The following is a 17,108-nucleotide window of genomic DNA, read 5'->3' as shown; positions in this document are numbered from 1 at the left end:
CTTCGAAAGCGAGGTTTTCGGTGAAGAACGGAACCTTGGCCACGCGATCCGAGTCGGGCGGGGCGGCCGTTCAGGCTCAGGCGAATGGCCAGGCGATGGTCATTTCCGTAGGCTCCGCCGCCCACGGCAGCACGTGCCAGATCTCGTGGGGCGGACCAACCCGGGTGCCTCCCGCCTTCTCGATCCATCCGCACACCTGGTCGTAGGCGGCAAGGATGGCGGGGAAGTCCGTTTCGGGCCCGCTGACTGTGACGCTCGCGTAGCGTCCGCCGGCCAGCCGGTAACTACGCACCGGGTCGGCCGCTTGATCGGGCGAAAGCTCGGTGATGGAATCAACCGGCAGACACACTTCGAGCGGCCCGTCCGAGTCTTCGGTGATCTCCCGGTGGAAGATCCCGAACGGCGGACCGACAACGTTCAGCCCGTTGTCCCGGGCCATGGCATGGAGCCGCTCCAGCCGATTTTCGATGCCCTCGTCCAGGTCCCTGACGGTGCAGCGCAGCATGACGGAGAGCAGGTGGCGTTCGGGTTCGAGAATGGAGGTGACGTTTTCCATGGGGTTTCCTGTCAGGTGGGCCCGCACCTGGGCGAGCAACGTGGAGATGGCATCGGTGTTGTTGCGAACCGCCGCTTCGTGCTCGAGGAGTTGGTCCAAGGCCTCTTCCGGGGAATCGGAAACGGTGGCCATGAACGCGGCAATCGCATCCAACGGCATGGCTGCGGCCCGGAGCATGGATATGATCCGTCCTTGGCTGGATTGCTCCCGCGCGTAGTAGCGGTACCCGCTGAATTGGTCGACCAGTACGGGTACCAGCAGTCCGCGCTCGTCGTAGATGCGCAAGGCCTTGGGAGACAGCATTGTCGATTCGGCAAAGGCGCCTATGCCCAGCAGGTTTTCTCGGTTCATGCTTCCAGCCTGAACGTTGCCCCTAGGGCAGTGTCAACTTTCGTTGTTTTAGATACCTGACGTGTTGTTTGCTGTGAATGTGCAAGCGGTGGAGCCTTCCGGTTCAGCGGAAGGCCTAACGCTCGGGGAAAGTGCCTTCGTAGTCGTTCCAAGTTCCGGCCAGACCTTCCATGGCCCACAGCTGGTGTTCTTTCGATGCATCATGCTTGCCGGCAAAATCCATCACCATGTAGTGGACGTGAAAACCGTCGTCCAGGGTCGCCGCGAAGTCGGAGGCTCGTTTTCTGCTCGAGAAACGGTAGTAGTTTGCCTCGGCTGTCGAATACGCCTCAACACAATCCACGGCGACTCCGCAGGCCCGGTTCGTGATCTCTACTGGGTTGGTGGTGACATCGATGCCATCGCCATCGCCATCCGTCATGATCACATCAAGGGTCAGGGCACGGACGTTGTCCAAGAACGCCCACGCGACCAGGGAAAGGCAGGCAACCAACACCGCAATGGACAGGGGTACCATCACTCTTACGCGACGCATGCGTCAACTATACGAGCGATCCACCGGAAACAGCCGTAGCCCCACATGGCACCGACCAACCTCGCAAAGCAACCCCGAAATGGTTGAAAGCGGCATCTCAGGTTCGGAATTTGCCGCTCTGGCTTGGATCCATGGCCGAGTTTTCGAAACCCATCACCGACTTTTGACTCGAACCGTTCACCAGGACGATTCCGTTCCCGGTTTCAGCAACTCCAACGTGGATGAGAAGCACCTTGCACGGGCCGGCTGCCTCTTCTGCTTCCAGAACCGCGTTTCCTCCGCATTGCCGGAAATTCGGCGCGTCCCGTGACCAGGGAGCCATGCACGTGCGAAGTCATATCCGCGGGCGAAACGGTCGATTGAAACCGCCTCGCCAAACACTGAAGTGCTCGGCCGCAGCCTCAATGGCGACATCATATGCGGTGGCATCGAAGGTGAATACGGGAGTGCCGGCGAGCAAGGCTTCTTCCTCACCGCCGTCATCGTATTCGTCCCGCCAGCCGAAGTCCTTCCAGACAACGGACTCGCCGGTTCGGGCGATCTCGACGGTCAGGATGCCATCGGAAACGTCGAAGCAAACGGGGCAATAGAAGAGCTCCGCTCGGCAAGGGCGTTCGCCGGCTGCGGCCCCACGAAGGCTGCTGAGCTGGTTTCGAGCCCAGCGTCCGGTTGAACGCGAAAGCATCGTGACCAGGTCTGGCAGATCAAGCTGCGCATCCGCGTCCACTTGCTCCCATTCGCGCCAAAAACGGCGCAATGGCCGCCCATCGATGACGATGTCCAGGCGACGGGCTTCGTTCCCTAGCGCCCGCTTGGTGGCCGCAGGGAAAGCGCCTGCAACGAATTGCGGTTCCTGCGGTTCCAGCGTCAGGACGTTCAGCAGTGGCATGGGTATCACCCTAGCCCGCGCCGTGGTGCGGGAAGGATGGCCGGGCGGATTTTTGCGCGGCGTTCACCTGGCGTTTTCCCCGGCGTCGCCGGATCGTGAACCTCGACGCCTACCCTTGAGGCGCGGCACGGGTCCCACCGTCCGCCCCATCGTTGAGAAAGTTGAATCATCACATGGTTACCTTGATAACCCTTGACATCGCGGGCACTACTGTCGACGAAGGCGGTGCGGTGTATGCATCGTTGAAGGCCGTCATCGAGGACGCGCTCTCGGTCACCATCTCGGAGGAACAGCTGCGTCCGGCTCTTGGCTCCAACAAGCATGAGGCCATCGCCGGCTTCCTTGACACGTTCACCGGGGAAGCCGACCCCGAGGAAGTGGAACGCCTCTACGAACTGTTCCGCGCCCGCCTGACCCAGAGCTACATCGATACGCCGCCGGTCGCACTGCCGGGCGTCGCCGAGGCCATTGACAGGATGCGGGCCGCGGGCATGACCGTGGCACTGACCACCGGCTTCAGCCGCTCCATCGCCATGCTGATCCTCGACGCCATCGGGTGGACCGTGGGGCGCAGCGCCGATGACCAGGTGGACTTCCTCCTCACCTCCGACGATGTCCAGGCCGGACGTCCGTCCCCGGAAATGATCCAGGCAGCCATGGCCAGGTCCGGAGTCACCGACCCGCAGCAGGTCCTCGCAGCCGGCGACACCGAGCTGGACCTGGCCTCGGGCATGAACGCCGCCGCCAAGTACGTCATTGCCGTCACCACTGGTGCGCAAAGCGCCGAACACCTGGCCGGCTTCCCGCACACGCACGTCTGCGACGTCCGCGACCTGCCCGAACTGCTTGGCGTTCGTGCCGACGTGCTGACGGCCGTCCAGTGACCGGCGCTTCCCACTTCGATCTCGCCGTCGTCGGCGCCGGGGTCATCGGCCTCGCGCACGCGGCGCTGGCCCTCGAGCAGGGCCAACGCGTCGTGGTCATCGAGCGAAACGACAGGCCCGTGGGCGCCTCGATCCGCAACTTCGGCCACGTCGGCATCACCACCCAGGAAGGCGAAGGCCTCGACTACGCGCTGGCCGGACGCAAGCACTGGTTGCGGCTGGCCGAACAGGCAGGCTTCTGGATTCGCGAGGCCGGGACGCTGATCGTTGCCCGTGCCGAGGACGAATGGGAGCTGCTGAACCGGTTCGCCGGGGACCGCGGCGACGCAGTTGAACTGCTGACCCCCGGGCAGGTGCGGGACGTTGCGACGATCCGCGACCCTTCCCTTGTCGGGGCCGCATTCTGCGGAAACGACCTGCGGGTGAATTCGGTGGAGGCGATCCCGTCGATCGCCAGCTGGCTCGCCGGGCAGGGCGTCGAGTTCCGGTACCGCACCCAGGTCTCCGGGATCGACTCCGGAATCGTCCAGACCAGCCGCGGCGACGTGCACGCCTCGAAGATCGTGGTCGCCGCCGGACACGACACCGACAGGCTCTTCCCCGACCTTGCGGAAGAAGCGGAAATCGAGCGTTGCCTGCTGCACATGCTGGAGGTCGATGCCCCCGAGGGAAGCCACTTTGACCCGGTGATCCTCACCGGCACCGCGGTCCTGCGCTACGGCGGACTGGCCACCTGCGACGCCGCGGACAGCATTCGTGAACGGATGCACCGGGAAAGCCCCGAGCTGATGGAGGCATTCGTCAACGTGAAGATGTCGCAGCGCCCCAACGGGAGGCTCGTGATCGGCGATACGCACGCCTACGCGCACACGCACGACCCGTTCAAGGACGAGGAGCTCGACAACTTGCTCCTGCGCGAATTCGAGCGCCTGCTCGGCGCCCCGCTGACCGTTCGCCAGCGCTGGCACGGGCAGTACGCCTTCTCCAAGAAGGAGGCCTTCTTCGTGCGGGAGCCCAAGCCCGGGGTGTTGATCGCCTGCGTGACCAACGGGACCGGCATGAGCACCGGAATGGGTTTTGCCGAGTCGGTACTCAACCGTTTCTAGGAACGGCGCCGGACCGCCAAACGCGGCGCAGGTCCGGACTCCCCGGGGTCCTGACCTGCGCAGAGTTTAACGCCACGTTCCTTCGCCGTCTTCACACAGAGCCTCGAATGCGCTTATCGTTTCCTTGACGCCGTGGGCATTGGCCACGTCTCGGAAACCCGGCCGACCAGCGGAGAGGACGTGCACCACCGCTTCGGAGGTTTCAAGGAATCGGGGTCGCCGTTCAAGGAGCAATGGCCGGAGGCCCTGCTCTTCCATGTGAGGGTCAAAACCGCTGCGACAAGGACGACGTGAGATGACAGAACGAATAGCAATCATTGGTGGCGGCATCATCGGGGTGGCCCTGGCGCGGGCCCTTGCCCAACGCCAGACCGGCGAGGTCACGCTCTTTGAAAAGGAAGACCGGCTGGCCGAGCACCAAACCGGCCACAATTCGGGGGTTGTGCATGCGGGCCTGTACTACGCGGAAGGTTCGCTCAAGGCCCGGCTATGCGCCGCGGGGCGTGTGGCAATCAAGGAATTCTGCCTGGAAAAGTCGCTGCCATACCGCGAGCTCGGAAAGCTGGTGGTGGCCCTTGACGACTCCGAACTAACGGCGCTGGCCGACATCGAGAAGCGCTCCCGCGCCAACGGGGTTCCCGGGCTCGTCAGGATCGAGGATTCCGCCAGGTTGCGCGAGATCGAACCGCATGTTGCGGGTGTGGCCGCCCTGCACTCGCCGCATACCGCGGTTGTCGACTACGCCGCGATCACCGAGGCCATGGCGCAGGACGTGCGGGCATCGGGCGGAACGATCCTGTTGGGCCAGGAAGTCACGGCACTGGAAATCGAGCGGGGTCGGGTGCGGGTCACCACCCCGGTTTCCGATGGGGTTTTCGACAGGGTCATAGCGTGTGCCGGGTTGCAATCGGACCTGGTCGCACGGATGGTCGGAGGCGACCCTTCGCCCAAGATCCTGCCCTTCCGCGGAGAATACTGGCACTTGTCGGGGGCGGCGAACCACCTGGTCAAGGGCATGGTCTACCCGGTGCCCGACCCGCGGTTCCCCTTCCTGGGTGTCCACTTCACCCGCGGCGTATATGACGACGTGCACATGGGCCCCAACGCCGTGCCGGCGCTGGCCCGCGAGGGCTACAACTGGTCCACGATCTCGATTCGGGACACCCTGGAATCGCTGCGGTGGCCAGGTGCCCTTCCGTTGGCGAAGCGGCATTGGCGCATGGGCATCGATGAGATCGGCGGGTCACTGATCAAGTCCCTTTCCTACCGGAAGGCCCAGCGGTTCATCCCCGAGCTGAAGCCCGCGGACCTCGCGGCCAAGGCTTCAGCCGGCGTCCGGGCACAGGCCTGGGGGAGGGACGGGTCGCTGGTGGATGACTTTGCCGTCGACCAGGTGGGGCCGGTGACATTGCTGCGCAACGCACCCTCGCCCGCCGCGACCTCGAGCCTGTCCATTGCCCAATACATCCTGGAGAACTACCTGCAGGTCAACGTCCAGCTGTAGCCCAAGCCACCGGCTCAAGGGGTCTGCGGAGGAGTGGGCCGTGCGGCATGAAGCCGCAATGTGGGGTGGTGGCAGCGATGCCCCGGGGACCTCTTGCCGGAGTGCGGGCTCACCATGGGCCGCGGCCCCCGGCGACGGCTTCAGTTCCGCCGCGCCTCGAGGGTTGCCTCGGCGACACTGTCCAACCTCGGGTGCATCTGGTCCCCATCCTCAACCACACCGGTGAGCCAGCTCAGTGCCAGCCCATCGCCGGTGTCCTCCAGGATTGCGAGGTTGTTGTCGAACCAGGGGCCCTTGATCACGTCCCAACGAAACGGGGGATTTGGCACCTTCGCGACCCGCGCCATCCAGGCCCCGAACGGGACTGCGGGTCCAAAGGCCATTGCTGCGGCAAAGTAGCGAAGGAACCGGGGAAGCGGGTTTCTGATTGGCGAACAGACCGCCTGCAGGATCCTGCTGCCGTTCTCCCGCTCGACTTCGGAGACGTAGGAGAAGTGCACGTCGCCCGAGAGGAACGTGACAGTTTGCGGGGCGGGCCCGCGTTTGCCGTCGGCGACCTCGGAGGCGAAGCGGGCCACGTCCTGAAAGCTGCGTTGGAACGCTGCCCAATGTTCAAGGTCCAAGGCCAGGCGCAACCGTTCACCGAGCCATGCCTGGCGGCGTCCTCGTTTGCCCGTGGAGAGAACTTCGTCCCAGGATTCCACGTGGTGCAGACCCATGGGCAGCAGAAACGGCAGTGACGTGCCGATCAGCAGGTGGCGGAAACCGCCCCGCATCCGCTCGTCCAGCCACGCAAGCTCCGCAGGGTCGAGCAAGCCGCGCTGCTCGGGTTCGAGCTTGCGGGCGGCCCGAGAGTCCACCACGATTAGGCGCACCTGATCCCAGTCGCGGTAGTAGCTCCACCTGTAGCTTTCAGGCACGGCATCGACGCGCTCGGCGAACGCGTCCAAGTCCGCGGTCAGATCCAATTCGCCGGGACCTGCGTGGCCGGAGATGCGCCGCCACAGCGGATCCACTGCCCGTTCCTTGGGCGAGAGGTTGCCGAGGTGTTGATAGATCCAGTACGAGCCAAGACCCGAAACGATGCGTTCGTGCCACCAACTGGTCTTCTGCATCTCTTGTTTCCAGCTCAGCGATGAGTTCCAGTCGTCGCGGATATCGTGGTCATCGAAAATCATGGCGCTGGGCAGGGTTGAGAGAAGCCAGCGGTTGGCCGGGTCCGACCAAGCCAACCGGTACAGGTGGGCGTATTCCTCAAAGTCCTTCAGCTCGGCCCCTGGCTCTTCCTTGATGTTGCGGCGCTTGCGGATGAAATCTTGCATCTCTTCGCTGGTGGAGTCCGCATAGACCTGGTCGCCGAGGAACAGCACCAAATCGGGCCAGCGGCCGTGCTCGGGCCCGGCCATGGACAGGGCATAGGCACGCATCGCGTCGATGCCGTGTGTGCGATTTCCGGATTCATCATGAGGAACACTGGTACGGCAAGAACCGAAAGCCAGCCGTGGCTTTTTGGAGGGGTCCAAGGTTACGATCATCGAATCCGGAAATCCATCATCGACGGGCCAGACGAGGGCTCCGTCCAGATGTACGGCATAGGGGCGAACGCTTCCGGTAGTCAACCCGGACACCTCAACGAGAGCGTAGTGGTGGCCGTGCGCAGCAAAGGTCATGGCCCGCCAAGCGTCCTCGCCGCAACGGACCTCGACAGTGCAGGCCGCAGCGGTTTCGACCCAAATGCTGGCGCAAGTATCGTCCACGTGACGGACCATCGGCCCGAGCAGTAGCCCAACTGCGGGCTCGGGTTGGTTGCCCGCCGCTGTGGGTCCAGTGATCATTGGTTTTCCCGCCTATGGTGGTGCCGGTGAACACAGAATGGCACATCGAAACCGATTGCCATAGACCGGTTTCCGGTCTTGGTGCTGGCGCCCGGGCAGTGGGCCCCGGGGTCTCGGTTCCGAAGCCCAGCCAAAAGCATCCGATTCGCGGGTACCCTCGGGTCGACCAGAGAAGTTGCCATCGGGCCGCGGGGTGTGCGACCTTAGAAGGAAGACCCTATGACAGGGGATCCGGACGATGGGTGCCGTACCCGGTGTGCGACAAGACGGCCCTTTAGGAGACTGTCATGTCCTGGCTCGTACTTGTTATTTCCGGTGTTCTGGAGGCCGTTTGGGCCACCGCCCTGGGCAAATCCGAGGGCTTTACCCGCTTGGCCCCGTCCATCGTCTTTGTGGTGGGCTTGATCCTTAGCATGCTTGGACTTGCATACGCGATGCGGGATCTTCCGGTGGGCACCGCCTACGCGGTGTGGGTCGGAATCGGCGCGACATTGACCGTCGTTTATGCCATGGCCACGGGTGACGAATCGGTTTCGCTGCTGAAAGTGCTCTTCCTTGTCATGATTGTCGGCGGCGTGGTGGGGCTCAAGTCCCTTCACTAGAAGGCAGCTTTCCCCGGGCGGGTGTCCCGCCCCGCCCCCTTGAGAGGTTTCCAATATGGCCGGTCGGCGAATGGTGCCATTCTGCAAGACTCGTCGACGAAGGCTCTGGCGAACGTTCGAAAAATCCTCATTGACGTAGGTCCAGAACGCAGGCAGGTCCGCCGGAATCCTGGAGCCATGGGTCGGCATCGGTAGGGTTGTGGAGCATGAAGACACTTGGTGTAGATCTTGCGGCCGACCCGAAGAAAACGGCGGTTGCCGCCATCCATTGGACCGGTGAAAATGCATCACTAACTCATCTGTCTCTTGCTGTCACCGACGATGAAATTGTTGATCTTTTCGGGACAACAGACGTCACGGGAATCGATTGCCCGCTTGGCTGGCCGGAAGCGCTTCTCCCATTTCTGATTGGTCATCAACTGAACGATCCACAGACGGTGCTCGAACAGGATGGGCTGGTGGGTCGACGGCGTCTCGCCTATCGTGCCACTGACCGGTTCGTCACTGCGACCACGGGAATCAGACCACTTAGCGTCTCGGCCGATCGACTTGGACACACCGCAATGCGGTGTGCGGCAATTCAGGCGAAGATTGGGCAGGTGCACGGAACTCAGTCGCGTGACGGTGCGGGCAAATTGGCTGAGGTTTATCCAGCGGCATCGCTGAAGTTATGGGGATTCAAGGCAACCAAGTACAAGGGAACCGGTTCAGCCGAAACCTTGGCGCGGCGCGAATTGGTCGAGCAGTTGAAAGTCGAAGCTCCGTGGCTTCAGTTGGGATCACACGAAGAGAAGATGGTGGCCTCTGACGATCTCTTGGACGCGGTCATTGCTTCGCTTACTGCCCGGGCGGTGGCGGTTGCTTCGACCTATGGTGTCGATCCGTCTCTGGCCAGCAGTGCTCGCAGCGAGGGCTGGATCCATCTTCCGAGCGGTCATCTGGGGGATGTCTTTGCGCATTTCAAGCACCCATCGCAGCCGCAGGCTTGCCGGTGACTGAATCCGAGGGTTCAGCCGAAGCGAAGGAGTGACCCACTGATGAGGCACACCAGCCGGCCTTAGTCCTGCTGGTGCCCCTCCAGCCGGACGCGCATGGCGTCCAGCAGCATCGAAAGCCCGATTTCGAAGGCCTGGTTGCTGCGCACCTTCCCGCGCGGCTCGAGCTCCAGGAGCCGCCCCAGGTTTCGGGTTTCCCCCTCGGGCCGCCAGACGGCATCGGGCGCCGCGTAATCCAGACCCGACCCGAGCGCGAATGCGTCGAAAAGCTGGACGAGCACCAGCACTTCGTCGTCGGGGAAACCGGCGTCGACAAGCGATGAGGCGATGGAGTCATAGGCGGTGATGGCCTGCTGGTCGGTCACGGTGCTGGTGGCAATCAGCGGCACGACGTGCGGGTGCGAGGTGTACATGACTCGCTCGGCACGGATGATCGATTCGATGGTCTCGTCCCAGGGCGCGTTGACGGGCAGATCCGCCATGTACCGGTCCGCCAGGCGTCCGCGCACCAATTCGATGATGGCCTCAAGCCCCTGGACATGGTTGTAGAGGGAGGGCGGTTTGACGCCCAGAGCCCGGGCCAGGGCGTTGACCCCGAAGGGTTCCCCGGAGTCGATGAGCGCGATGGCTGCGTCGGCGATGATTTCCGCCGTGAGCACGGGACGGTGCGGTCGTGCCATGGGGGCTGAATCCTGAGGTCGGGGGCAAGTCGGTCGTGGGCGGGTGGTGTCCCGCCGGCTTACCCAGCCTAGGACACCGCGGGGGCAGTGCCGGGCAGGGCGGCCGGCGAATTCCAGCGGGGGTCTTCCCAAATGGTGTGACGGCAGTCATAATCGTTAAAACTAACACCGTTAGTTTACGTGAGTGCAGCCCCCTCGGCGCATTCCCCGCTCGCCGTTTCCACGTCATCAGTGTCAGAATCCTGGAGAGACCCCGCCATGTCCCACGCTCCCAACGCAGGCCGCATCCCCCTGCGGCTGCCCAGCGCCTCGGCCACCTTTGCCATCGCCATCGCCGGCTACCTCGGTGTCAACCTGTCGCCGTACATGATCACCGCGCTGGAGGTGTCCATCGGGGTCGACTTCATCACCGCCGGGTGGATCGTCACCGGGGTGCTGCTGGCCACCGCGATCGTCGGCCTGTCCGTCGCGCCGCTGTGCGTCGGGCGCTCCCGGCTTTCCGTGGCCCGCGGCGGGCTGCTTCTGGGCCTGCTGGCCTTCGGTGCCGCCGCGCTGGTCCCCAGCCCGGCTGTGATCATCGCCGGCCTGCTGATCGGTGGCGCGGGGGCGGGCGGTGCGGTTGCTGCCTCCGGCGCCGCATTCGCCGCGTTCATCAACCCGGACCGCGTTGCCGGGTTCAACGGGCTGGCCAACCGCGCGGTGATCACCGTGGTGCTTGCCGTGCTGCCGGTGCTGGGGCTCGCCCCGATCAACGTCTTCGGCGCACTGGCGCTGTTCAGCCTGATCGGCCTGGTGCTCAGCGCCTGGCTGCCGCAGGTGCCGGCCGAGGCCCCGCAGGCCGCGACCGCAATGGCCGAGGCCGTGCCGCTGCACGCCGGCCGCACGGCCGCGCGGTCCGGGGACAGGCTGGTGACTGTCGCCGGCTTCACCCTGCTGGTGGTCTTCGCGCTCTGGGCGGTGACGGAGGATTCGCTCTGGGCTATGGGTGGGGTGCTCGGCGAATCCCAGGCCGGGGTGACCCCTGAGGGCCTGGGCCTGGCGCTCAGCGGAGCCACGGCCGGCGGGCTGATCGGTTCGGTGCTGCTGATGATCGTCGGCGGAAAGCTGGGACGCGCCGTCCCGCTGGCCGTCCTGATGCTGCTGGGCAGCGCCCTGAAGATCACCACCGGATTCGCCACCGACCCCACCGCGTTCATCGTCCTGTTCATCGCCTGGAACACCGTCTACGCCATCGCGTTCATGTACTTCGTGGCGGTGGCCGCGGCGCTCTCGGCCGACGGGCGCTGGTCCGGCCCGCTGCTGGCCGTCTACCTGGTCGGCTCCAGCCTGACCCCGGTGATCGGCGCAGGGCTGTTGGCCGCGCTCGGTAACCAGGGCTTCACCGTCTTCCTGGGCATTGCCAGCATGGTGCTGGCCGTCCCGACCGTCGCCATCGCGCTGCTCTCTACGCGGCTGAACCGGGTGACGCCGGCCGAGGGTCAGGCCGAAGAGGCGACGTCGTTCGCAACGGGGACCCTCGCCCCGTAGGACCTTCGCCCCGATCCAGCCGTCAACCAACCCGTCCATCCACAGACAATCCCACCACCCAGGAGTTTCCGCCGTGACCACCACGCTGTACACAAACGCCCGCATCTTCACCGCCGACACCGACCCGGACGCGTCCTGGACCGAGGCACTGGTCGTCGAAAACGGGAAGATCACCTTTGCCGGAACCTCCGCCAAGGCCCGGGCCCTCGCCGGCCCCGGCGCCGAGCGGGTCGACCTTGACGGCCGCCTGGTGGTTCCCGGCTTCATCGACTCGCACACCCACCTGCTGATGACCGGCGAGGCCCTGGCCAAGGTCGAGCTCACCTCGGCCCGCACCGTGGGGGAAATCCAGGCCCGGCTCGCCGCAGCCCGGGCGGCGGCCCCCGGGGCCGCACGCGTGCTCGGCCGCGGTTGGCTCTTCGACTCGGTTCCCGACGGCCGGCCGACGGCCGCCATGCTCGACGCGGCGGTCCCCGATGTGCCCGTCTACCTGGACAACAACGACTACCACTCCTGCTGGGTCAACGGCGCGGCGCTGGCCGAGCTGGGCATCACCCGCGAGACGCCGGACCCGATCGGCGGGCGGATCGTGCGCGACGAAAACGGGGACGCCACGGGCCTGCTGCTGGAAACCGCAGCCCAGCAGATCGTTTGGCCGCACCTTGCCTCGGTGACCACCGACGCCGAGCGCGATGCGGGCCTTGACCGGGTCTTCGAGGCGTACCTTGCCGCCGGGGTCACCGGCGCGGTGGACATGGCCTTCGACGAGATCGGCCTGGCCACGCTCGAGCGCGCGCTGCAACGCCACGGTGGCCGGCTGCCCATGCGCCTGGCGGCGCACTGGTTCATCTCCAACACCGGGGACGAGGCGGCAAACACCGCCCAGGTGCGGCGCGCGGCCGAGCTGGCGGCCCGCGACTTCGGCCCGAGCTTCCGGGTGGTCGGCGTGAAGTTCGTGTCCGACGGGGTGATCGACGCCTGCACCGCAGCCATGCACGAACCATACTTCGACGGCGGCAACGAGGGACCGATCTGGCCGCTGGACCAGCTCAAGCCGGTCCTCGCCGCGGCGGATGCCGCGGGGCTGCAGGTCGCCGTGCACGCCATCGGCGACGCGGCAAGCACCATTGCCTTGGACGCGATCGAACACGCCATCAACCTCAACGGGCCGCGGGAACGCAGCCACCGCATCGAGCACCTGGAATACGCCGCGCCCGGCACCGCCGAACGCATGGCGCAGCTCGGGGTCACCGCGTCCATGCAGCCGGTGCACACCGACTCGGCGGTGCGCGAGAACTGGGATGCGATGCTCGGGGACGAGCGCACCGAGCGCGGCTTCGCCTGGCCGGAGTACGAGGCCGCCGGCGCGCTGCTGGCCTTCTCCTCCGACGCGCCGACGGCACCCCACGCGGCGTTGCCCAACCTGTACGTCGCCACGACCCGGCGTTCGGCGCTGGATCCCTCCCGCGGCGCCGTCGAGCCGGACCTGGCACTGCCGCTGGCCAACGCGATCATCCATGCCACCCGCGATTCCGCCCAATCCGTGGGCGACGGCGCCACCCACGGGCGGTTGGCCGCGGGATACTCCGCGGACTTCGCGGTCATCGACGCGGACCCCTTCATCGAGGGCAACGACGTGCTGCTCACCGCCCGCGTGCTGCGCACCGTGGTGGCAGGGCAGGACGCCTACGACGCGGAACTCTCCGCATCCGGTCTGGCCGGCTAGCGCGCCGCGCCGCGCGACCCCGAATTTGAACCAGCCCCCGAGCAGAGAGAAACCCATGACCGAGGCCACCGACCAGCACCGCCCCACCGCCGCACAATGGCAGGAACCCGAACAGCTGCGCTGGTCGTTCCAGCACATGGACCGGCTCTTCCCGAGCGCAACCATCGCCGCCGCCGGCCCGGCGGCGGAACTCGCCCGGCATCCGCAAGAGCTGCGGGCCCTTGAGGTGCCGCTGCCCGGCGGCGTCAGCCTAAGCGTCGCCGAGATCCTGGCGCTGACCGGCACCGACGCGTGGGCGGTGCTGCACGGGGACCGGCTGGTCACCGAGGAGTACTTCGGGGAGATGGCCGCCGACACCCGCCACCTGCTGATGTCGGTGAGCAAGTCCCTGGTGTCCTGCATCGTCGGTTCGCTGGCCGGCTCCGGCGCCATCGACCTGGCCAGGGGGATCGAGCACTACATCCCCGAGCTGCGCGGCACCGGGTACGAGGGCGCCACCGTGCGGCACCTGCTGGACATGCGCAGCGGCATCAGGTTCTCAGAGGAGTACCTCGACCCGGCATCGGAGGTCCGGCAACTCGACCAGGCGATCGGTTGGGCGCCGCCGGTTCCGGGAGGCCCCGCGACGCTCAAGGAATTCCTGCGGAGCCTGGAAAGCGAGCGGGAACACGGCGGCAGCTTCGCCTACCGTAGCTGCGAGACCGACGTGCTCGGCTCGCTCTGCGAGGAAGCCGGCGGCAAGCCGTTCGCGGAGCTGGCCACGGAGCTGCTTTGGTCAAGGATCGGCGCCTGCAACGACGCCTACCTCGTCCAGGACGCGCAGGGCACCGGCGTGTTCGACGCCGGCATCTGCGCCACGCTGGGCGACCTGGTCCGGTTCGGGGCGATGATCCGGAACGGCGGGGTGTCGCTGACCGGGCAACGGGTGTTGGACAGCGCCTGGGTGGATGACATCTTTGCCGGAGGAACGGACTCGGCGGAGGCATTCGCCGCGGGGGACCATGCGGAAGACATGCCCGGGGGCATGTACCGGAGCCAGTTCTGGTTCCCCTCGGGGGACCGGGACGCGGCCTTCTGCCTGGGCATCCACGGGCAGACGATCTACATCAACCGCGCAAGCGGCGTGGTCGGGGTGAAGCTCTCCTCGACCGCGCTTCCCGTGGACCCGTTCGAGGGTCCGGCGGCGGAAGCGATGTTCGGCGCGATCAACGAGCACCTCCTGGCCACCTCCGCAACCACGGGCAACTGACCGGGGACATGCGGGCCGCAGCGCGGCGGGTTCCCCGGCGGGTCGAAGCGGTGTGACGTCATGGGCGACGGTGAGCTGGCTCATATCCCTTACACTGGGTTTCGTACCGCGGGAGCCAGTGATGCTGGCTGAGAGGGCGCCGTAAGCGCCGACCGACAGACGCCTTCCCGATACGGGAGGGTGTGGAACCTGATCCGGGTCATGCCGGCGTAGGGAAGGAGCCTCAATGTCGTGCACCATGCCCGACCCCATCACCACCGACGTGGCCGTTATCGGCGGCGGAATCGTGGGCCTCGGCATCGCCTGGGAAGCCCAGCGCACCGGTCGCCGGGTGGTGGTCATCGACCCCGCACCGGGCAGCGGCGCCACCTTTGCCGCCGCCGGCATGCTGGCGCCGGTCAGCGAGCTGCACTACCAGGAAGAAGACCTGCTGGAGCTGACGCTGGCCTCCGCGGAACGCTGGCCCGGCTTTGCCGCGTCGCTCTCCGGCGGTTCCCACGCCGAAACCGGGTTGCGCAGCACGCCGACGCTGGTGCTGGGCGCCGACGCCGCGGACCGGCAGGCGCTTGCCGACCTGTGCGAGGCCCAGCAACGGCACGGGCTGGAAACCACCCGGCTGGGCATCAGGGAAGCCCGTGCGCGCGAACCGATGCTGGCCCCGCACCTTGCAGCTGCCTACCTGGTTCCCCGGGACCACCAAGTCGATCCGCGCGCCGTGGCCGCCGCAATCGCTGCGCGGCTTGCCGAGGTCGCCGCCGCCAGGGGAGAACCGCACCCGGGGCGGACCCTCGTTCACGCCAGCGCCGTCGCCCTGCTGCACGAGGATCCCGATGACACCCGTTCCCGCGTGGCCGGCGTGCTGCTGGAGGACGGACGCGAGGTCCGCGCGGGGGAAACTGTGCTCGCCAACGGGCTCGGCGCCGCAGACGTGGCGGGTCTTCCAGAGGGCCTGGCCCTTCCATTGCGGCCCGTGTATGGGGACATCCTGCGGCTGCGCGTGCCGGAAAGCCTGCGGCCTTTGACCACGGCCACGCTGCGGGGCCTGGTCCGGGGGCTTCCGGTGTACGTGGTCCCGCGCAACGACGGCACCGTGGTCATCGGGGCCACCTCGCGGGAGGACGGAGCCCCAGGCGTCAGCGCCGGGGGAGTGCACCAGCTCCTGCGGGATGCCCAAGTGCTCCTGCCCGCCGTGGCCGAGCTTGAACTCCTGGAGACCACGGCCCGGGCGCGGCCCGGCACGCCTGACAACGCGCCGCTTCTGGGCCGCGTGGCCGGTGCGGCGGGGACCGAGGTGCCCGGGCTGGTCATCGCCACCGGGTTCTTCCGGCACGGTGTGCTGCTTGCCCCCATTGCCGCCCACATCACCACCGAACTATTGGACGGCCGGAGCAACCCTGCCTGGGCACACTTCCGCCCCGACCGCTTCTCACCCGCCCTTCACCCACAGGAGATTTCATGAGCACCATCCAACTCAACGGCGCCACCCGACCCCTGGCCGGCGCGAACACCGTGGCCGATCTGGTCGCCGCGGTCACCGGGCGCACCCTGCTGCCCACCGGACACCCCGCCGACGGCGGCAGGCTGGGCGTGGCCGTCGCACTCAACTCGGACATTGTTCCGCGCAGCCAGTGGGGCTCCACCGGGCTGACTGGCAATGATTCCGTGGAGATCGTCACCGCCGTGCAGGGCGGCTGAACGGCCCGTTCGCCGGCCAGTCCACACACCCCGGCCATCCTCCCGGCCACCCAAACACCCCTCCTTGAAAGAAAGCGACGCATCATGACCAAAGTACTGACACAGACGGACCCGCTGATCATCGACGGCATTGAGCTGGGATCCCGCCTCATCATGGGCACCGGCGGCGCCCCGAGCCTTGACGGGTTGGGGGCGGCCCTGGTCGCCTCTGGCACGGAACTGACCACCGTGGCCATGCGCCGATACAGCGTTCCCGGAGCCGGCACGGTGGGCGGAAGCAACCTTTTCGACCTGCTGGTTGAAAACGGCATCCGCGTCCTGCCGAACACGGCCGGCTGCTTTACCGCCCGCGAGGCACTCATGACTGCGGAGCTGGGCCGCGAAGCGCTGGAAACGGACTGGGTGAAATTGGAGGTCATCGCGGACGAGCACACGCTGCTTCCCGATGCGGTTGAGCTGGTGGAGGCCACCGAACAGCTGGTGAACCGCGGCTTCAAGGTGTTCGCGTACACCAACGACGATCCGGTGCTGGCGTTGCGCCTGGAACAGCTCGGGGTCGCCGCGGTCATGCCGCTGGGTGCACCGATCGGCACCGGGCTGGGCATCCTGAACCCGCACAACATCGAACTGATCGTGGCACGGGCCGGGATTCCCGTGATCCTTGATGCCGGGATCGGCACTGCTTCCGATGCGGCGCTGGCCATGGAACTGGGGTGCGACGCGGTGTTGCTGGCTTCCGCCGTGACCCGCGCCCAGGACCCGGTTCGCATGGCAGAGGCCTTCAAGCATGCGGTGATCGGCGGTCGGTTGGCCGCGTCCGCAGGGCGCATTCCCAAGCGCGAGCACGCCCTGGCCTCCTCCGCCATGGAGGGGCGAGTGCGCCTGTAGGTTTTCCGGGAAGTCGATCGACGCGATAATCCAATTTGCGACGATCATCAATGTTCTTTTGTAACCAAGAGTGTACAGAAAATTAT

General features: G+C 66.2%; 16 protein-coding genes, 2 pseudogenes and 1 riboswitch. Of the genes and pseudogenes, 12 read left to right on the top strand and 6 right to left on the bottom strand.

Annotation, left to right across the window (positions count from 1 at the left end; translation table 11 throughout):
• Positions 1-76: 76 nt before the first annotated feature.
• The 3 genes from JOF47_RS18300 to JOF47_RS18290 all read right to left on the bottom strand — a co-directional run bounded on the left by JOF47_RS18300 (position 77) and on the right by JOF47_RS18290 (position 2,331).
• Entirely contained in the window at positions 77-907 is an 831-nt protein-coding gene (locus tag JOF47_RS18300) for a MerR family transcriptional regulator (protein WP_210001070.1), read from the bottom strand.
• A gap of 115 nt (positions 908-1,022) precedes the next feature.
• Complete coding sequence (locus JOF47_RS18295) at positions 1,023-1,442, bottom strand: hypothetical protein (protein ID WP_210001069.1); 420 nt, start codon at positions 1,440-1,442, stop codon at positions 1,023-1,025.
• Positions 1,443-1,776: 334 nt separating this feature from the next.
• The gene (locus JOF47_RS18290; RefSeq protein WP_210001068.1) at positions 1,777-2,331 is read right to left on the bottom strand and encodes a hypothetical protein; all 555 of its coding nucleotides are present in this window, start codon (positions 2,329-2,331) and stop codon (positions 1,777-1,779) included.
• A 173-nt stretch (positions 2,332-2,504) separates the two neighbouring features.
• On the opposite strand from JOF47_RS18290, the gene JOF47_RS18285 reads away from it, so the two are divergent.
• The 4 genes and pseudogenes from JOF47_RS18285 (at position 2,505) to lhgO (ending at position 5,825) form a co-directional block, all read left to right on the top strand.
• Positions 2,505-3,215 (top strand): phosphonatase-like hydrolase, encoded by a 711-nt coding sequence (locus tag JOF47_RS18285; RefSeq protein WP_210001067.1) that lies wholly within the window; start codon positions 2,505-2,507, stop codon positions 3,213-3,215.
• Positions 3,212-4,321 carry a TIGR03364 family FAD-dependent oxidoreductase gene (locus JOF47_RS18280; protein ID WP_210001066.1) on the top strand — a complete coding sequence of 370 codons (1,110 nt, stop codon included), beginning with the start codon at positions 3,212-3,214 and terminating at the stop codon, positions 4,319-4,321. Before JOF47_RS18285 ends, JOF47_RS18280 begins: the two co-directional genes overlap by 4 nt.
• Before the next feature lie 96 nt (positions 4,322-4,417).
• A pseudogene (locus JOF47_RS22520) lies at positions 4,418-4,615 on the top strand (aldehyde dehydrogenase family protein); the annotation flags it as partial.
• Between the two features lies 1 nt (position 4,616).
• Complete coding sequence (gene lhgO, locus JOF47_RS18270) at positions 4,617-5,825, top strand: L-2-hydroxyglutarate oxidase (RefSeq protein WP_210001065.1); 1,209 nt, start codon at positions 4,617-4,619, stop codon at positions 5,823-5,825.
• Positions 5,826-5,965: 140 nt separating this feature from the next.
• Here the strand turns inward: lhgO and JOF47_RS18265 are convergent, their stop codons facing one another.
• Both JOF47_RS18265 and JOF47_RS22550 read right to left on the bottom strand, forming a co-directional pair.
• Positions 5,966-7,252: an alkaline phosphatase D family protein gene (locus tag JOF47_RS18265; RefSeq protein WP_342592836.1), complete on the bottom strand. Its 1,287-nt coding sequence runs from the start codon at positions 7,250-7,252 to the stop codon at positions 5,966-5,968.
• Positions 7,253-7,435: 183 nt separating this feature from the next.
• Positions 7,436-7,594: pseudogene (locus JOF47_RS22550) on the bottom strand (DUF7800 domain-containing protein); the annotation flags it as partial.
• 276 nt (positions 7,595-7,870) lie between these two features.
• Positions 7,871-7,936, top strand: a riboswitch (guanidine-III (ykkC-III) riboswitch).
• An 11-nt stretch (positions 7,937-7,947) separates the two neighbouring features.
• Here JOF47_RS22550 and JOF47_RS18260 point away from each other — a divergent pair.
• Complete coding sequence (locus JOF47_RS18260) at positions 7,948-8,262, top strand: DMT family transporter (RefSeq protein WP_210001064.1); 315 nt, start codon at positions 7,948-7,950, stop codon at positions 8,260-8,262.
• Positions 8,263-8,468: 206 nt separating this feature from the next.
• Positions 8,469-9,257 (top strand): DUF429 domain-containing protein, encoded by a 789-nt coding sequence (locus JOF47_RS18255; protein ID WP_210001062.1) that lies wholly within the window; start codon positions 8,469-8,471, stop codon positions 9,255-9,257.
• Between the two features lie 62 nt (positions 9,258-9,319).
• Here JOF47_RS18255 and JOF47_RS18250 read toward each other — a convergent pair whose 3' ends face one another.
• The gene (locus JOF47_RS18250) at positions 9,320-9,937 is read right to left on the bottom strand and encodes a TetR/AcrR family transcriptional regulator C-terminal domain-containing protein (RefSeq protein WP_210001060.1); all 618 of its coding nucleotides are present in this window, start codon (positions 9,935-9,937) and stop codon (positions 9,320-9,322) included.
• 258 nt (positions 9,938-10,195) lie between these two features.
• Here JOF47_RS18250 and JOF47_RS18245 point away from each other — a divergent pair, with 258 nt between their 5' ends.
• From JOF47_RS18245 to JOF47_RS18220, 6 genes are all read left to right on the top strand, one after another.
• Positions 10,196-11,464 (top strand): MFS transporter, encoded by a 1,269-nt coding sequence (locus tag JOF47_RS18245; protein WP_210001057.1) that lies wholly within the window; start codon positions 10,196-10,198, stop codon positions 11,462-11,464.
• Between the two features lie 73 nt (positions 11,465-11,537).
• Positions 11,538-13,190, top strand: a complete 1,653-nt coding sequence (locus JOF47_RS18240; protein ID WP_210001056.1) for an amidohydrolase — start codon at positions 11,538-11,540, stop codon at positions 13,188-13,190.
• Between the two features lie 55 nt (positions 13,191-13,245).
• Positions 13,246-14,439, top strand: a complete 1,194-nt coding sequence (locus JOF47_RS18235; RefSeq protein WP_210001054.1) for a serine hydrolase domain-containing protein — start codon at positions 13,246-13,248, stop codon at positions 14,437-14,439.
• A gap of 226 nt (positions 14,440-14,665) precedes the next feature.
• A complete protein-coding gene (gene thiO / locus JOF47_RS18230; protein ID WP_210001052.1) occupies positions 14,666-15,898 on the top strand; it encodes a glycine oxidase ThiO in 1,233 nt (410 codons plus the stop codon).
• The gene (gene thiS, locus JOF47_RS18225) at positions 15,895-16,134 is read left to right on the top strand and encodes a sulfur carrier protein ThiS (protein WP_210001050.1); all 240 of its coding nucleotides are present in this window, start codon (positions 15,895-15,897) and stop codon (positions 16,132-16,134) included. The genes thiO and thiS overlap by 4 nt, the downstream gene beginning before the upstream one ends.
• Positions 16,135-16,218: 84 nt before the next feature.
• Positions 16,219-17,022: a thiazole synthase gene (locus JOF47_RS18220; RefSeq protein WP_210001049.1), complete on the top strand. Its 804-nt coding sequence runs from the start codon at positions 16,219-16,221 to the stop codon at positions 17,020-17,022.
• The last annotated feature ends 86 nt before the right edge of the window (positions 17,023-17,108 follow it).

Origin of the sequence: Paeniglutamicibacter kerguelensis (assembly GCF_017876535.1) — a bacterium.
GTDB lineage: Bacteria > Actinomycetota > Actinomycetes > Actinomycetales > Micrococcaceae > Paeniglutamicibacter > Paeniglutamicibacter kerguelensis.
The sequence above is the reverse complement of the archived record's forward strand: the minus strand, read 5'-3'. Positions and strand labels throughout refer to the sequence as shown.

What these genes read in the sequence shown, in the direction of transcription:
- thiS (WP_210001050.1), top strand. Translation starts at nt 15,895, where the DNA reads ATGAGCACCATCCAACTCAACGGCGCCACCCGACCCCTGGCCGGCGCG.
- JOF47_RS18255 (WP_210001062.1), top strand. Translation starts at nt 8,469, where the DNA reads ATGAAGACACTTGGTGTAGATCTTGCGGCCGACCCGAAGAAAACGGCG.
- JOF47_RS18220 (WP_210001049.1), top strand. Translation starts at nt 16,219, where the DNA reads ATGACCAAAGTACTGACACAGACGGACCCGCTGATCATCGACGGCATT.
- JOF47_RS18265 (WP_342592836.1), bottom strand. Translation starts at nt 7,252, where the DNA reads ATGCGTGCCTATGCCCTGTCCATGGCCGGGCCCGAGCACGGCCGCTGG.
- JOF47_RS18290 (WP_210001068.1), bottom strand. Translation starts at nt 2,331, where the DNA reads ATGCCACTGCTGAACGTCCTGACGCTGGAACCGCAGGAACCGCAATTC.
- JOF47_RS18245 (WP_210001057.1), top strand. Translation starts at nt 10,196, where the DNA reads ATGTCCCACGCTCCCAACGCAGGCCGCATCCCCCTGCGGCTGCCCAGC.
- JOF47_RS18295 (WP_210001069.1), bottom strand. Translation starts at nt 1,442, where the DNA reads ATGCGTCGCGTAAGAGTGATGGTACCCCTGTCCATTGCGGTGTTGGTT.
- JOF47_RS18235 (WP_210001054.1), top strand. Translation starts at nt 13,246, where the DNA reads ATGACCGAGGCCACCGACCAGCACCGCCCCACCGCCGCACAATGGCAG.
- JOF47_RS18260 (WP_210001064.1), top strand. Translation starts at nt 7,948, where the DNA reads ATGTCCTGGCTCGTACTTGTTATTTCCGGTGTTCTGGAGGCCGTTTGG.
- thiO (WP_210001052.1), top strand. Translation starts at nt 14,666, where the DNA reads ATGTCGTGCACCATGCCCGACCCCATCACCACCGACGTGGCCGTTATC.
- JOF47_RS18285 (WP_210001067.1), top strand. Translation starts at nt 2,505, where the DNA reads ATGGTTACCTTGATAACCCTTGACATCGCGGGCACTACTGTCGACGAA.
- JOF47_RS18300 (WP_210001070.1), bottom strand. Translation starts at nt 907, where the DNA reads ATGAACCGAGAAAACCTGCTGGGCATAGGCGCCTTTGCCGAATCGACA.
- lhgO (WP_210001065.1), top strand. Translation starts at nt 4,617, where the DNA reads ATGACAGAACGAATAGCAATCATTGGTGGCGGCATCATCGGGGTGGCC.
- JOF47_RS18250 (WP_210001060.1), bottom strand. Translation starts at nt 9,937, where the DNA reads ATGGCACGACCGCACCGTCCCGTGCTCACGGCGGAAATCATCGCCGAC.